10 protein-coding genes are annotated in these 15,817 nt (G+C 68.5%); 3 read left to right on the top strand and 7 right to left on the bottom strand.

Going from position 1 to position 15,817, the window contains the following annotated elements; translation table 11 throughout:
- From AC1D12_RS01105 to AC1D12_RS01135, 7 genes are all read right to left on the bottom strand, one after another.
- The coding region (locus AC1D12_RS01105) for a glycoside hydrolase family 2 protein (RefSeq protein WP_477838474.1) at positions 1-1,449 on the bottom strand (1,449 nt) is incomplete at its 3' end.
- Positions 1,450-1,460: 11 nt separating this feature from the next.
- Positions 1,461-2,432, bottom strand: coding sequence for a DUF1839 family protein (locus AC1D12_RS01110; RefSeq protein ID WP_477826259.1), 972 nt, complete (start codon positions 2,430-2,432; stop codon positions 1,461-1,463).
- Positions 2,433-2,442: 10 nt separating this feature from the next.
- Positions 2,443-3,363 carry an amino acid--[acyl-carrier-protein] ligase gene (locus AC1D12_RS01115; RefSeq protein WP_465113877.1) on the bottom strand — a complete coding sequence of 307 codons (921 nt, stop codon included), beginning with the start codon at positions 3,361-3,363 and terminating at the stop codon, positions 2,443-2,445.
- Positions 3,364-3,511: 148 nt separating this feature from the next.
- Entirely contained in the window at positions 3,512-4,687 is a 1,176-nt protein-coding gene (locus AC1D12_RS01120; RefSeq protein WP_052211490.1) for an acyl-CoA dehydrogenase family protein, read from the bottom strand.
- Between the two features lie 32 nt (positions 4,688-4,719).
- Positions 4,720-4,962 carry an acyl carrier protein gene (locus AC1D12_RS01125; RefSeq protein WP_047503230.1) on the bottom strand — a complete coding sequence of 81 codons (243 nt, stop codon included), beginning with the start codon at positions 4,960-4,962 and terminating at the stop codon, positions 4,720-4,722.
- 72 nt (positions 4,963-5,034) lie between these two features.
- Positions 5,035-6,081, bottom strand: a complete 1,047-nt coding sequence (locus tag AC1D12_RS01130; RefSeq protein WP_477828372.1) for an SDR family oxidoreductase — start codon at positions 6,079-6,081, stop codon at positions 5,035-5,037.
- Positions 6,081-7,361 (bottom strand): nucleotide sugar dehydrogenase, encoded by a 1,281-nt coding sequence (locus AC1D12_RS01135; RefSeq protein WP_477838477.1) that lies wholly within the window; start codon positions 7,359-7,361, stop codon positions 6,081-6,083. The genes AC1D12_RS01130 and AC1D12_RS01135 overlap by 1 nt, the downstream gene beginning before the upstream one ends.
- A 606-nt stretch (positions 7,362-7,967) precedes the next feature.
- Between AC1D12_RS01135 and AC1D12_RS01140 the strand changes: the two genes are divergently transcribed.
- The 3 genes from AC1D12_RS01140 (at position 7,968) to AC1D12_RS01150 (ending at position 15,804) form a co-directional block, all read left to right on the top strand.
- Positions 7,968-10,955, top strand: coding sequence for an InlB B-repeat-containing protein (locus AC1D12_RS01140; RefSeq protein WP_477826869.1), 2,988 nt, complete (start codon positions 7,968-7,970; stop codon positions 10,953-10,955).
- 26 nt (positions 10,956-10,981) lie between these two features.
- Entirely contained in the window at positions 10,982-13,969 is a 2,988-nt protein-coding gene (locus AC1D12_RS01145; RefSeq protein WP_477838480.1) for an InlB B-repeat-containing protein, read from the top strand.
- 140 nt (positions 13,970-14,109) lie between these two features.
- Positions 14,110-15,804: a right-handed parallel beta-helix repeat-containing protein gene (locus AC1D12_RS01150; protein WP_477838482.1), complete on the top strand. Its 1,695-nt coding sequence runs from the start codon at positions 14,110-14,112 to the stop codon at positions 15,802-15,804.
- The last annotated feature ends 13 nt before the right edge of the window (positions 15,805-15,817 follow it).

Here is a 15,817-nt window from a genome sequence, read left to right on the forward strand (position 1 = left end):
CTCGGTGGTGAACTTGACGCCCGCGTGCTTCGCATCGCTGACCGGCCGCCGGTACGCGCCGACGCCGTAGTAGTGCGAGATGCCGACGCCCACGTGGAAGGGCAGCGCCCCTTCGCACGGCGACGAGCGGAAGTACGGCACGCCGGCATGGCGGGCGGCGCAGCGCGCCGGCAGCGTCTCGCTGAAGAAATCGTTGCTCCACGCCGAGGCCGGCAGGCCCAGCATCGCGGCCTGCTGCTCGACCTCGCTGCCGCCGCAGTACGCGGCGATGCACGGGTGGGCCTGCAGCCGGCCGAGCTGCTGGTCAGCCTCGCGCTCGATCTCGGCGCGGAAGGCCTCGTCGGCGACGGGATAGTCCATGTTGGCGAACATGAAGTCCTGCCAGACGAGGATGCCGAGCTCGTCGCACAGCGCGTAGAACGCGTCCGACTCGTAGGTCATCGTGCCGCCGATGCGCAGCATGTTCAGGCCGCCGTCGCGCGCGAGCGTCAGCGTGCGGTGCAGCTGCTGCGGGTCGCCGTGCAAGCGCAGGAAATCGTCGGTGGTCCAGCAGGCGCCGCGGCAGAACACCGGCGTGCCGTTGACGTGGAACTGCACGAGGCCGTCGTCGCGCCGCACCTCGACCTGCCGGAAGCCGATGCGGCCGCGGTCGATCGAGGTCCAGTGCGTGCCCTGGCGCAGCTCGATCGCGCAGCTCACCAGCGCTGGCGCGCCGTGCGTGTGCGGCCACCACAGCGGCACCTCGGGCAATCGCAGGTCGGCCGCCAGCGTGTCGCCGTCGAGAACCAGCGCATGGGTCTGGTCGCCGATGCGCAGACGCGCTTCGGCGATGTCGCTGCCGGCGGTCAATGCGGCGCGCAGCCGCAGTCGAGCGACGCCCGCGTCGGCATCGCACTGCAGGTCGATCGACGCGAGGCCGCCGGGCGAGACCGTCTCCAGCCACACCGGTTTCCACACACCGACCGGGTGGATCGGCGGTGTCCAGCCGGGGATGCGGCCGAGCAGCGTGGTGCGCACCCAGCGCAGGTTCTGCGCATCGACCAGCGCGGTCTTCCAGCGCGGGCGCGGCTTGCGGGCCGCGAGTTCGGCGTCGAGCGATCGGAAGCGGATGCGCAGCTCGTTGTCGGGCCGCAAGCGGCCGGTCACGTCGACCCGCTCGGTGGTGAACATGTTGCGCGTGCCCAGCACCGGCTCATCGTTCAGCCACACCTCGGCGAGGCCGGCGAGGCCGTCGAAGCGCAGTTGCTGGCGGTCGCTGCCCCGTGGCGCAGCGCCGGGGAAGCGGCAGCGGTACCACCAGTCCTGCGCGTCGTAGCGGCCGTGCGGCGTGTCGAGTTCAACGCCGAGGCTGGCACCCACGGTGCCGAGTTCGCGCACCGGCGCCCAGGCCGTCGGCTCAGCACCCGCGGCGATCTCCCAGCCGCTGTCCAGTGCGATCGCCGAGTTCATGGCCGCGTGCGTCACCCGTGCCGTCGGCGCAGCTCGGCGATGCCCAGCGCCCAGGCCTCGCCCATCGCATCGATCGGCGACAGGTCGAGCGCCTTCTTGCGGGCCATCGAGCGCGCGAGCTGGAACTGGAAGGCTTTCGCGGTCTGCGAGATCTGAGCGAACGCATCGGCCGGCGCCGCCACGTCGACGCCCTGCCCCGCGAGCCAGCGCAGGTAGGTCTCAGCCAGCTCGAAGCAGGCGCCGTACTGGCGCAGCGTCGCGAACGAATAGGTGTGGAAGACCGCGATGTCGGACTGCATCAGCCAGTCGAGGTCTTTCGCGAACTGCGTCTTGAAGCGCTCGAACGGGTTCGTCGCCGGCACGCGCGTCAGGTGCTTGCTCAGCAGCGCGAGCGAGCCGTCGACGAGGGCGGCGCCGGTCGGCGGCGTGAAGCCGGGCCGGGCCTTCAGGTACTCGATGTACGGCGGCAGCATGCGTTCATGCACCAGCCCGTCGAGCTGGAACACGTCGCGGAAGTCATCGCCTTCCAGCGCGTAGAAGCCCTGGTTGTGGAAGTAGTCCATGCGACGCGCCTTCACGTCGATCGCATTGACGCCGACCGTCGACTTGGTGTGCGCCAGCTGGTAGGCCGAGCCGGCGGTGTCGGGCAGGAACCACGAGTCGAGCTCCACGAGCACCGGCCGGCCTTGCGCGACCTGGTCCTCGATGTGGTCGACCAGCGGGCGCCAGACGGCGAGTTCCTGGATGTCGACGCCATACAGGTCGTACAGGTCGCCGTCGGGGAACTTGAAGAAGGTCCACTGGTCGCCTTCGAAGTCGACGCCGAGCGTGAACGCGAGGGCCGGCACCGGGTCGTGGCCGAGGCCGTGCAGCAGCTCGATCAGCACGTCGGCGTAGCAGTTGGTCTCGGCCCAGGTGCGCGGCTCGGTGTGGATCGGGTGGCGCTGGAAGCTCGCCGGCTCGATCGGCAGGACACGTTTCATGCGGTCCTCGTCAGGCCATCGCAAGCTGCTGGCGCACCTCGTGCGGCCAGCGCTTCGGGTCGAAGCCGTGCGTCTTCAGCAGTGCGAGCGCGATGCGCTCGAGCCCGAAGCCGATGCAGGCGGTGTGGGCCGGCGTGCCATCGGCCTGCAGGATGTCGAACGAGACGCCGAAGTGGTCGAGGTGGTAGTTGCACGAGGTGATCGCGGTCGGCTTGTCTTCCTTGCAGATCGGCACCACCAGCTCGTACTTCAGGTCCTGCTCGCGCTGCGTGGCCTTCATGATGCGCGCGCCGCGCCCGAAGAACGGGTCGTCGGCCAGCACCTTCTTGACCGGCAGGCCCACCGATTCGAGGATGGCCTGGCCACGCGCCAGCCAGTCGTTGCGGTGGTTCAGCGCCTGGTCCGGCGTGCCGAGGCGCACGAACTCGCGCTGGCGGAAGATCTGCATGCGCGCCGGGTCGTCCGACGGCTCATGGCGGAACACGAAGGTCTTCAGGTCGACGACACGGCCCTGGGCCGACAGCGTGCCGGTGGCGGTCGGGTACAGCGGGTAGCAGGCGGCGGGCACCAGCATCACCTCGGCCGGCGACAGGGACGAGGTCCAGTCTTCCTTGGCCTCGAACTTGCCGAGCATGGCCTGGTGTTCTTTCTCGCCGCCGAGGAAGCTGTGCACCGAGCCCATCAGGTCGGGGAAATTGTTGATGTGGTCGATGCGCGCGTAATTCGCCCGCGGAAAGATCGGCGGGAAGCGCATCACCTCGGCGTTCTGGAACGCGCCTTCGCGCGTCACCAGGCCCTCGAACTGGTCGATGATGTTCTCGAAGGTGCCGCTGCGGCCGTAGACGCCGCGCACGCCCGAGGGAATCAGCAGGCCGGCTTCGATCAGTTCGGCCTGGTACTGCTTGTAGGGATCGTCGTGTTGGGTGCACATGGCAATCAGTTCCTTGCAAGAAACACAGAAGGTGCCAGCGCGCGCCAGCCTTGCGATCCAGCGGACGCCGCGGAGCCGGCTCTGCCGGGCCGCTGGCGGCGCCCCCTAGAGGGGGAGGCGCCGAAGGCGCTTCGGGGGTGGGTCATATCTATCGCTGGACAATTTGCATCGTGGCGCTCTGGCCCAGGATGCGGTCGTTGTTGACCATCAGCGCCGCGCCATACGCATCGCGCAGATGGCGGCCGAGCGTCAGCTTCGAATCGTTGCGGTAGCCCTGGATGCCGCAGATCAGCATCGCCTTGCCGACCACCTCGACGACGAACTGCGAGGCCGTCAGCTTCAGGTTGTTGATGTTGATCGCGAAGGCGAAGCCCGTGTAGGCCTCGGGATCGTTGGCGATCAGCAGGTCGTGGTACTCGCGCAGCGTCTGGTACACGCCGCCGCGCATCGAGAACAGCACCGTGTCCAGCTCGGCCAGGCGCGTCGCCGAGATCGGCGTCACGCTCGGGTTCTTGCGCGCCTCGGCCCGCACCGCGCTGCGCGCCCGGTTCACCGCGTCGATCGACAGGCCCAGCCACAGCGAGGCCCAGACCACGTGCGAGAACGGGTGCATCGTGCGGCGGTGGATGTCGGCATACGGCTGCGGCAGGATCTGCTCGGCACGGCCCTGCGACTTCAGCACGAAGCCCTCGCTGCAGGTTCCCCGGAAGCCCAGCGTGTCCCAGCCCGACAGCTTCGTCAGCTCGTAGTCGCTCTTGCGCACCAGCACCTGCACCTGGTCGTTGCGCGCCGCGTCTTCCGACTTGCGGCAGGTCACGAGGATCGCATCGGCCGTCGCGCCGTACGAGATCACCGGCGTCTGCTTCTCCAGCGTGAAGCGGTCACCACTCACCTGCACCGCGCACAGGCTCGAGCGCACGTCGCCGCCGATGCCCAGCTCGGTGGTGGCCGACGCGATCAGGTACTGGTGCTCGACCATCTCGCGGGCATAGCCGCGGAAGAACTCCGATTCGAGCGCGTGGTGCACGATGCAGCCGACCTGGATCTGGTGCATCGCGAAGATCATCGCGGTGGAACCGCAGTACTGGCCCAGCACCTCGCAGATCTGCGACAGGTCRCTGATGTTCAGGCCCATGCCGCCGTACTCCACCGGCACGTAGCAGCTCAGCAGCTTCTGCTGCTTCAGCGCCGCATACGCCTCGTGCGGAAAGCGCGCATCGCGGTCCACCTCGGCGGCGTGCGGCGCGATGATGTCGCGGCCGATGCCGTGCAGCCCTTCGAGCAGGGCGGGCAGTTGGGGGCTCAGGCGGGTCGGTTGCGACATGTCTTCTCCAGGAATGGCGGCAGTGCAGCGCTTCAGGCGCTGACGAGTTCTTCGATGGCTTCGGACAGCGAGCGGATGCTCTCGAAGGTCTTGCGGCCCAGCATCTTGTCGGAGAACTCGATGTCGAAGCCGTCTTCCAGCGCCAGCATCAGGTTGACCGTCGTCAGCGAGGTCAGCCCGGCGGCGTACAGGTCGCTGTCTTCGGTCAGCGTGGCGGCGTCCACCGACAGGCGGGCGTGCTTGGCGATGATGGAACGGATCTTCTCGGTGTGCATGGCTGTGTCCTGCTGCGGTTCAATCAAAAGAAAGCTCTGCTGCGCACCGCGTGTCGCGCAGCCTCGCGGAAATCAGACGGTCTGGCGGGCGCGCTGCACGTACCAGCCGATCGCCTCGTGCAGCCCGGCGCGCACGTCGTGGCTGGGTTCGTAGCCGAGCAGCCGGCGCGCCTTCGACACGTCGGCCAGCGAATGGCGCACGTCACCGGCGCGGAAGCTCGCGTACTGCGGCGCCTCGACGCGCAGCTGCGGGCATTCGCGCTGCAGCGCCTCGGCCAGCGCGCCGTGCAACTGGTTCAGCGTGGTGCGGTCACCGACCGCCACGTTGAACACCTGGTTCGACGCCTCGGGGTCTTCGCAGAGGCCGGCGCGCAGGTTGGCCTGCACCGCGTTCGTGACGAAGCAGAAGTCGCGCGAGGTCTCGCCGTCGCCGTTGATCACGCAGCGCGAGCCTTCGAGCATCTGCGCCGCCCAGCGCGGGATCACCGCGGCATACGCACCGTTCGGGTCCTGGCGCGGGCCGAACACGTTGAAGTAGCGCAGCCCGATCGTCGACAGCCCGTAGCAGCGGCCGAACACCTCGGCATACAGCTCGTTCAGGTACTTGGTGACGGCATACGGCGACAGCGGCCGGCCGATCGTGTCCTCGACCTTCGGCAGCGTCGGCGAATCGCCATACGTCGAGCTCGACGCGGCATAGACGAAGCGCTTCACGCCGGCGCTGCGTGCCGCCTCGAGCATCGTCAGGAAGCCGGTCGCGTTCGAGCGGTGCGTGGTCAGCGGGTCCTTGATCGAGCGCGGCACCGAGCCGAGCGCCGCCTGGTGCAGCACGATCTCGGCGCCGTCGCAGGCCTGCGTGCAGCTCGCCAGGTCGGCGATGTCGCCGCGGATGAAGGTGTGGCGCGACCAGGCCTCGTCGCCGACGGCGCGGCGCACCTCGTCGAGGTTGGCCTGGTGGCCGGTCGAGAAGTTGTCGAGGCTCGTGACCTGCTGGCCGGCACGCAGCAGGTTCTCCAGCAGGTGCGAGCCGATGAAGCCGGCACTGCCGGTGACGAGCCAGCGGCGCGGCGCGGCGCGCAGCTGCGCGAGCACCGGGTCGAGGAATTCGTTGGGGGTCATCAGAGTCGCCACACGTTGAGGCCGCGCGCCTGCAAGGCCTTCGCATCGGCCTGGCTCTTCACGTCGACATACAGCCCGTTCGGCACCAGCTTCGCGACGTAGTCGTCGATCGGACGCGCCTTCAGCGCCTTGTGCGCGACGGCGGCGACCACGGCCTGCGCCTGCGGCAGCGCGTCCCAGCCGACCAGGTCGACGCCGTACTCGTGCTTCGCCTCGTCGGCCGCGGCCACCGGGTCGTGCACATGCACCGTCACGCCGTAGCTCTCGAGCTCGCGCACCACGTCGATCACCTTCGAGTTGCGCAGGTCCGGGCAGTCTTCCTTGAAGGTCAGGCCCAGCACGATGACGTTGGCGCCCTTCACCTGGAAGCCGGCCTGGATCATGTTCTTGATCGTCTGCTCGGCCACGTACTTGGCCATGCCGTCGTTGATGCGGCGCCCGGCCAGGATGACCTGCGGGTGGTAGCCCAGGCGCTCGGCCTTGTGGGTCAGGTAGTACGGGTCGACGCCGATGCAATGCCCGCCGACCAGGCCCGGGCGAAACGGCAGGAAGTTCCACTTGGTGCCGGCGGCCTCGAGCACCTCGAGCGTGTCGATGCCGATGCGGTGGAAGATCAGCGACAGCTCGTTGACGAGCGCGATGTTGAGGTCGCGCTGGGTGTTCTCGATCACCTTCGCGGCCTCGGCCACCTTGATGCTCGTCGCCTTGTAGACGCCGGGGGTGATGATGCTGCCGTACATCTCGGCCACCAGCTTCAGCGTCTCGGGCGTGTCGCCCGACACCACCTTGGTGATGGTCGTCAGCGTGTGCTGCTTGTCGCCCGGGTTGATGCGCTCCGGCGAATAGCCGACGAAGAAGTCCTGCTTCCACTTGAGGCCGGACTCACGCTCGATGATCGGGATGCAGACCTCTTCGGTCGCGCCGGGGTACACGGTGGATTCGAAGACGATGGTCGCGCCGCGCTTCAGGTTGCGGCCGACCGAGGTGCTGGAGCCGACCAGCGGCGACAGGTCGGGGTTGTGGGCGTCGTCCACCGGCGTCGGCACCGCGACGACGATGAAATCGGCCTCTTTCAGCGCGCTGGCGTCGGTGGTCGGGTGCAGCTGACTCGCGGCCTTCAGCGCCTCGGTGCTGACTTCGCCGGTCGGGTCGATGTGTTCTCGGTAGGCGGCGATTTTCGGCGCCGACAAATCAAACCCGATGGTCTTGTATTTCTTGCCGAATTCAACTGCAAGCGGCAATCCGACATACCCCAGGCCGACGATAGCAACGGTGGTCATGAATCTATGGTTTGAAAGTGGGCCGCGAATCTCGCGCGGCATATTGAAAAAGCCCAGCGTTGCCACGGAAGAGAGCGCATCGCCGGACGAAAGACAGATGGTAGTTGAAGGGTTTGTTTCAAACTCGCCCCGATTACCGATACAGCCCCCGAACCTTGCTGCCGCTCCCCTTTTGGAATGGTCGGGATGATCGGAGAACCACCCCGCAGCGCCAATCCCTGAGTTACGGGGTTGGTGCTGCAACTTCTGCCGCGCCGGCCCCCGGCAGCCGGCAGACTTTTCCGATTGTTTTTGTAACAGACTCCCCGCGAACCAGGGGGGTGCACGCAGCCCGCCCGCCGGGCCGGCGAAGCGGCTGCCGTTGCAGGCAGCCGACAGTCCGCCACCGCGATGTCAAGCATTCGGACATCCGATGGATGAACCGTGTGCGCTGCACCACGAATCGCGGCGAGCGAGCACCCACGCGCCGATCGACCGTCAGATGCCGACCACAGCCGTCTGTAACCTGTCCATCCCACATCTGGACACAGGTCGGTGAGTGGGTGCCAACACAATCCGCCTCGGCCGGGGCCCGTGTCGGATCCCAGCGTCAGATGGAAGCTAGCGATGTCCCCGACCCTGATCCCTGCGTTCTCTTGTGTCTCGAAGTATCTGACCCTGGTGGTGATCGGCGCGGCCCTGGTGGCCTGCGGTGGTTCGAAGAACGAGGACGCCGCCTCGCCCGAGCCGCAGATGTCGGTGCTGTCCATCAGCCGGGTCGGCCAGGGCACCGTGGCCTCGACGCCGAACGGCATCGACTGCGGCAGCGACTGCTCCGGCTCGTACACGAAGAACACCGAGGTCACCTTGCATGCCGCCGCGGCGCAGGGCAACCAGTTCGTCGGCTGGAGCGGCGTCGGCGTCGACTGCACCGGCACCAGCGATTGCAGCCTGATGCTCGACCAGTCGAAGTCGCTGGTCGCGACCTTCAGCACGGTGAACGCCACCGAGTACCCGCTGGCCGTGACGATCGCCGGCGCCGGTAGCGTGGCCGCCAACACCACGCCGTTCTCGTGCGCCACCGCCACCGATTGCAGCGGCAGCTTCGCCGCCGGCACCGTCGTCACGCTGACGGCCACGCCCGCCTCCGGCTACACCGTCGGCGCCTGGAGCGGCAGCGGCGTCAGCTGCACCGGCAGCACCTGCCAGGTCACGATGAGCGCGGCGCGCAGCGTCAGCGTCAGCTTCACCGCGGTCGCGACGCCGACCTTCGCACTCGGCGTCACGGTCACCGGCTCGGGCACGGTCAGCTCGTCGCCGGCCGGCATCTCGTGCGGCAGCACCTGCACGCACAGCTACGACCAGAACACCGTCGTCACGCTGAACGCCTCGCCGGCCAGCGGCTATTCGTTCAGCGGCTGGAGCGGCGCGGGCTGCTCGGGCACCAACACCTGCGTGGTGACGATGTCGGCCGCGCGCGCGGTCAGCGCCGCCTTCGCGGCGGTGCCGGCCAGCAGCTTCGCACTGACCACCACCGTGACCGGCACCGGCCAGGGCACGCTGGTCTCGAACCTGTCCGGCATCAACTGCCCGACGGCCTGCAGCAGCACCGTGAGCGCCGGCACCAGCGTGACGCTGACCGCCGCCAGCGGCAGCGCGTCGCACTTCAGCGGCTGGACCGGCGCCTGCGCGTCGACCGGCACCGTGACGACCAGCGGCGGCACCTGCACCGTGCAGGTCAGCGCCGCGACGACGGTCGGCGCCGCGTTCGCGCTGAACACCTACACGCTGACGGTCGTCAAGCAAGGCAGCGGCACGGTCGCGTCGACCGGCGGCAGCATCGCCTGCGGCAGCACCTGCAGCGCAAGCTTCAATGCCGGCACCGCCGTCACGCTGACGGCCACGCCGGCCAGCGGCTACACCTTCACGAACTGGAGCGGTGCCTGCACCGGCACCAGCACGACCTGCCAGCTGACGGTCAACGCCGCCGGCAGCGCGACCGCCGTCTTCACCGCCGTGCCGACCTATGCGCTGACCGTGGCGACCACCGGCTCGGGCAGCGTCGGCGCCTCTCCGGCCGGCACCGCCTGCGGCACCGGCTGCAGCAGCTTCGCGTCGGGCACCAGCGTCACGCTGACCGCCACGCCGGCCAGCGGCTACACCTTCACCGCCTGGGGCGGTGCGTGCTCGGGCAGCAGCAGCACCTGCGCGGTCGCGATGACGGCCGCGAAGTCGGTCAGCGCCACCTTCACCGCCACCAGCACCGGCGGCGGTGGCGGCACCAGCGGCAAGAGCTGGTTCGTCGCCACCACCGGCAGCGACAGCGCCGCCGGCACGCTGGCCGCGCCGTTCAAGAGCCTCACGAAGGCAGTCGGCGTCGCGACCGCGGGCGACATCATCGAGGTGCGCGCCGGCACCTACTCCGAGGCGGTGGTGATCCGCACCGCCGGCACCTCCACCGCCCGCATCACGATGCGCGGCTACAACGGCGAGCGCCCGGTGCTGCAACGCACCGGCGCCGGCCCGACCATCTACTTCTACAACAGCGCCTGCGACGAGGACGCCATCGGCAGCGGCACCGGCAACACCGACTGCTTCGCCAGCTGGTGGACCATCCAGGGCATGGAAGTGCGCGGCAGCACGGCCGGCGGCGACGACGGCAACGTGATCAAGATCGACACCGCCAAGGTGCGCATCCAGGGCAACACGTTGTGCTGCAGCGTCGCCGACATCGTCAAGCTGGTGCGCACCGCGAACGACGTCGAGGTGCTGGACAACGAGATCTACCAGAGCAGCAGCGTCGTGACGCCGGGCACCAATGCGCAGGGCGTGGACATCGTCGGCGCCAACAACACCCGCGTGGCCGGCAACTACGTGCACGACGTGCCCGACTTCGGCATGTACGCGAAGGGCAACGCGCGCAGCACGGTCTTCGAGAACAACCTGCTCTACAACATCGGGCGCAGCGACAACGGCCACGCGATCATGCTCGGCCAGGAGACCGACACCGATCGCCTGGTCGACGGCAACTACGAGAGCTACGACGGCATCGTGCGCAACAACGTCGTCGTCAACGCCACCTGGGCCTGCGTCGCGACCTCGTCGTCGTCGAACGTGCGCATCTACAACAACAGCTGCTACAACACCGCCACCGCCGGCCAGGGCTCGATCTTCGTGTCGAACGAGTCGGAGATCGGCACCAAGGGCGTCAACATCGAGATCTACAACAACATCATCTACGGTTCGGCCGGACGCCCGCTGATCAAGGTGAACGCCGACGCGCTGGCCGATTTCTCGACGCTGCGCATCGACGGCAACATCTACTGGGTGACCGGCGGCGCGCCGACCTTCGTGCTGAAGGACAACAGCGTCTCGGCGTCGCAGTGGGCCCTGCAGTACGCGACCGCGAGCGCCGGCCGCACCGACACCAGCCGCATCGTCGACCCGAAGTACGCCAGCACCACCGTGACCGGTGCGACCAGCAGGCCGCTGACGCTGTCGACCGGCAGCCCGGCGATCAACACCGGTGTCGCGACCTCGCTGGTCACGACCGACTACATCGGCACGGCGCGCCCGCTGAACGGCAAGATCGACGTCGGCGCCTACGAGTACTGAAATCCATTGAGATTGCGGAAGTCCCCATGAAGCACCTGCGCCTGCTGGCGACCCTCGCGGTCGCACTGACCCTCGCTGCCTGCGGCAAGGGCGAGGACGACACCCCGGCGGAAGCCAACCAGGCGACGCTCACCGTGAGCCGCGTCGGCCAGGGCCAGGTGCAGTCGAGCCCCGGCGGCATCGACTGCGGCAGCGTCTGCGCGAAGAGCTTCGCGGCCGGCGCCTCGGTGACGCTGAGCGCCGAGCCGGCCAGCGGCTACGACTTCGTCGGCTGGAGCGGCAGCGGCCTCGACTGCAAGGGTACCGGCGACTGCGCGGTGGCGGTCGAGACCTCGAAGGCGGTGACTGCCACCTTCAGCCAGCAAGCGCAGACCCGCTTCAACCTGGCGCTGACGATCGCCGGCAGCGGCAGCGTCACCGCCGACGTCGGCGGCCTGACCTGCGCCACCGCCAGCGACTGCATCGGCAACTACGCCGCCAACAGCGCCGTCACGCTGACCGCCACGCCGGCCACCGGCTACGCCTTCAGCGGCTGGAGCGGCAGCGGCCTCGCCTGCACCGGCAGTACCTGCCAGGTGCAGATGAGCAGCGCCCGCTCGGTCACCGCCACCTTCACCGCGGTGCCGACCGCGAACTTCGCGCTGAACGTGATCCTCAGCGGCTCGGGCAGCGTCAGCTCGTCGCCGGCCGGCATCAGCTGCGGCAGCACCTGCAACAAGAGCTTCGCGCAGGGCAGCAGCGTCACGCTGACCGCCACGCCGAACAGCGGCTTCACCTTCAGCGGCTGGAGCGGCGCGGGCTGCACCGGCAACGGCAGCTGCAAGGTGACGATGAGCAATGCGCAGAGCGTCACCGCGAGCTTCACGCCGACGCCGTCCGGCATGGCGGCCATCAACGTCAAGGTCGACGGCAGCGGCAGCGTTCTGTCGGCGCCGTCGGGCATCAACTGCCCGGGCGACTGCAGCGAATCGCTGCCGATGGGCACCCAGGTCAAGCTGACCGCCCAGGCCGCCGCGAAGCAGCGCTTCACCGGCTGGACCTCCGGCTGCACCGGCACCGACGCCACCTGCAACGTCACGCTGTCGAGCGCGACCTCGGTCAACGCGGCGTTCCAGGCCATCACCTACACGCTGACGGCGACCAAGACCGGCTCGGGCAGCATCACCTCGTCGACCGGCGGGCTGAACTGCGGCGCGACCTGCGCGGTGAGCCTGGAAACCGGCACCGCGACCACGCTGACCGCGACGCCGGCGGAGGGCTTCCAGTTCGCCTCCTGGGGCGGCGCCTGCGCGAGCAGCAAGGTGGCGACCTGCAGCCTGACGATGAGCGCGAACCAGGCGGCCAGCGCGACCTTCACCGAGAAGCCGAAGTACACGCTGACGGTCGCGAGCGCCGGCACCGGCAGCGGCACCGTGGCGATCGCGACGCCGGCCGGGCTCAGCTGCGGCGCGTCGTGCACGCAGAACTTCGCGTCGGGCACCGTCGTGACGCTGAACGCCACACCCGGCGCGAGCGCCACCTTCAGCGGCTGGAGCGGCGCCTGCACCGGCACCGGCGCCTGCACGGTGACGATGACGCAGGCCGCTGCGGTCACCGCCACCTTCGCATCGACCGCACCGGCCGACACCACGCCGCCCACCGTCTCGAGTACGACGCCGGCCACCGGCGGCACCTCGATCGGCATCGCGACCACCGTCTCGGTGACGTTCTCGGAAGCCGTCAACTGCAGCACCGTGACGAGCGCGAGCTTCGGCATCAGCGGCATCAGCGGCACGGTCTCGTGCAGCGGCTCGACCGCGATCTTCACGCCGGCCGCGAGCCTGGCGTATGCGACGAGCTACACCGCGCAGGTGACGACTGCAGTGAAGGACACGGCCGGCAACGCGATGGCCGCCGCGAAATCGTGGGCGTTCACGACCGGCGCGGCACCGGTCGCGGGCGGCGCGTTCAGCTTCATGGCCTACGGCGACAGCCGCTCGGGCAACGGCTGCGACGGCAACACGGCGCACATCGCGCTGGTCAGCCGCATGGTGGCCGAGCCGGCGTCGTTCGTGTTCAACCTCGGCGACATGATCACCGGCTACGACAAGTCGACCAACTGGATCCAGCGCGGCGACTGCCCGAGCGATGCCTCGAAGGGCAGCTTCAAGGAGATCATCGCGCCGCTGCAGACCAAGACGCCGGCCGCCGGCCTGCCGGTCTTCTACTACCCGGTGGTCGGCAACCACGACGACAACTTCGGCGATGGGTGGTACCCGGACAAGTTCGGCGACGGCTTCTGCAGCGTGTTCGACCCGAAGCAGCTGGTGCCCAACCACACGCAGAGCAAGGCCTACTTCAAGGACTGGACGACCTCCAGCATCAAGCACTACAGCGATGCGGAGTTCTACACCGCCGCCTGCGCGACCACGCGCAACGGCGTGTACCCGGACTTCATGTACTACTCGTTCGACTACAAGAACACCCACTTCGTCGTGCTGCGGATCAACTCCGACTACTTCGACCTGATGGAGTGCTCGAGCAACTGCACCGCGGCGAACGAAGGCAACTACGACGCCTACTACTACAAGCACCAGCTCGACTGGCTGCGCTACGACCTGGCGAAGGCGGTGGCCAACACCGCCATCCAGAACACCGTGGTGCTGATGCACGCGCCGGTGATCTCGTACTCCGACGGCCATGCGCCGGTGGCCTCGTGGCCGACGCTGGTCAAGGAGTTCAGCAAGTACAAGGTGAAGATGGTGATCTCGGGCCACAGCCACGTGTACGAACGCTCGGTGCCGGTGTATGCCGACGATGCCAACCCGAACGGCGTGCGCGACGATGCCAAGGGCACCGTCTACGTGGTGACCGGCGGCGGCGGCTCGGCGCTGGCCGGCTTCAAGACGCTCGGGCCGCTGAATGCCAAGGCGACCGCGGCGCACCACTACATGAAGCTGGACGTGAACGGCAGCACGCTCACGGTGAAGACGATCGGCAAGGACGGGACCGTCCTCGACTCCTTCTCTAGATAAATTGAATGACACCGCATCCACCTGATTGAGGGGGATGCGCGGCACCGCAAGTGCCGGCCCACGTCAGACAATCGGGACTCGCCCGGGTACTGCCCGGGCGCCGTCGTTTCTCCCCGAGGTGTTCTTTCGAGGTCCGGGCCGTGGTCATCAGCAGAATCCAGCAGTTCGCGGCAGCCGCCGCATTCATCGTCGCCGGCCTGGCCGGGTGCAGCGGAGGCGGTGGCGGGTCCGGGGATGGCGGCGGGGGTGAGCCGACCGGCCCGCAGCTCGCACTGCAGGTGCACGTCGACGGCTCCGGCAGCATCACCTCGACGGTGGCCGGGCTCGGCTGCAGCGGCGATTGCAGCGTCTCGCTGACGCAGGGCACGAGCTTCGTGCTGAACGCGGTGCCGGGCACCGGCTACGTGTTCAGCGGCTGGGGCGGCGCCTGCAGCGGCACCGGCACCTGCACCGTGACGATGAGCGCGGCCACGGCGGTGAGCGCGAGCTTCACGCCCGGCGGCAGCTCCAGCGGCAAGAGCTGGTTCGTCAGCGCCACCGGCAGCGACAGCGCGGCCGGCACGCTGGCGGCACCGTTCAAGACGATCACCCAGGCGGTCGGCGTGGCAACCGCCGGAGACACCATCGAAGTGCGCGCCGGCACCTACAACGAGGCGGTGGTCATCCGCACCGCCGGCACCTCGGCGGCGCGCATCACGCTGCGCGGCTACGGCGCCGACCTGCCCGCACGCCCGGTGCTGCAGCGCACCGGCACCGGCCCGACGATCTACTTCTACAACGACGCCTGCGACGAGGACCAGATCGGCAGCGGCAGCGGCAACACCGACTGCTTCGCGAGCTGGTGGACGGTGCAAGGCCTCGAGGTGCGCGGCAGCACGACCGGCGGCGACGACGGCAACGTGATCAAGATCGACACCGCGAAAGTCCGCATCCAGGGCAACAAGCTGTGCTGCAGCGTCGCCGACGTCGTCAAGCTGGTGCGCACCGCGAACGACGTCGAGGTGCTGGACAACGAGATCTTCCAGAGCAGCGGCGTCGTGACGCCGGGCAGCAATGCGCAGGGCATCGACATCGTCGGTGCCAACAACACCCGCGTGGCCGGCAACTACGTGCACGACGTGCCCGACTTCGGCATGTACGCGAAGGGCAATGCGCGCAGCACGATCTTCGAGAACAACCTGCTGGTGAACATCGGCCGCGCCGACAACGGCCACGCGATCATGCTGGGCCAGGAGACCGACGCCGACCGGCTGACGGATGGCCGCTACGAGAGCTACGACGGCATCGTGCGCAACAACGTCGTCGTCAACGCCACCTGGGCCTGCGTCGCGACCTCGTCGTCGTCGAACGTGCGCATCTACAACAACAGCTGCTACAACACCGCCACCGCCGGCCAGGGCTCGATCTTCCTGTCGAACGAGTCGGAGGTCGGGCAGGCCGGCACCGGCGTCGAGATCGTCAACAACATCATCTACGGCTCGGGCAACCGGCCGGTGATCAAGGTCAACGCCGATGCGCTGACCGACTTCACGACGCTGCGCATCAGCGGCAACATCTACTGGACCAGCAACGGCGCGCCGACCTTCTCGCTGAAGGACACGCAGGTGCCGGCCGGCCAGTGGTCGACGCTGTACAACACCATCACCGGCCTGACCGATGCGAGCCGCGTGCTCGACCCGCAGTTCGCGACCACCACCGGCGGCACCCCGCTGACGCTGAAGGCCACGAGCCCGGCGATCAACACGGGTGTGCCGACCGCGCTGGTGGCGAAGGACTTCCTCGCGACGGCGCGGCCGCAGGGCGGCAAGATCGACGTCGGCGCGTATGAATACTGAACGGAGCCCCGCG

This window comes from Rhizobacter sp. P1_G5, from assembly GCF_056405435.1.

Coding starts and splice junctions, on each gene's coding strand:
- AC1D12_RS01145 (WP_477838480.1), top strand. CDS start 10,982: ATGAAGCACCTGCGCCTGCTGGCGACCCTCGCGGTCGCACTGACCCTC.
- AC1D12_RS01115 (WP_465113877.1), bottom strand. CDS start 3,363: ATGTGCACCCAACACGACGATCCCTACAAGCAGTACCAGGCCGAACTG.
- AC1D12_RS01140 (WP_477826869.1), top strand. CDS start 7,968: ATGTCCCCGACCCTGATCCCTGCGTTCTCTTGTGTCTCGAAGTATCTG.
- AC1D12_RS01125 (WP_047503230.1), bottom strand. CDS start 4,962: ATGCACACCGAGAAGATCCGTTCCATCATCGCCAAGCACGCCCGCCTG.
- AC1D12_RS01135 (WP_477838477.1), bottom strand. CDS start 7,361: ATGACCACCGTTGCTATCGTCGGCCTGGGGTATGTCGGATTGCCGCTT.
- AC1D12_RS01110 (WP_477826259.1), bottom strand. CDS start 2,432: ATGAAACGTGTCCTGCCGATCGAGCCGGCGAGCTTCCAGCGCCACCCG.
- AC1D12_RS01130 (WP_477828372.1), bottom strand. CDS start 6,081: ATGACCCCCAACGAATTCCTCGACCCGGTGCTCGCGCAGCTGCGCGCC.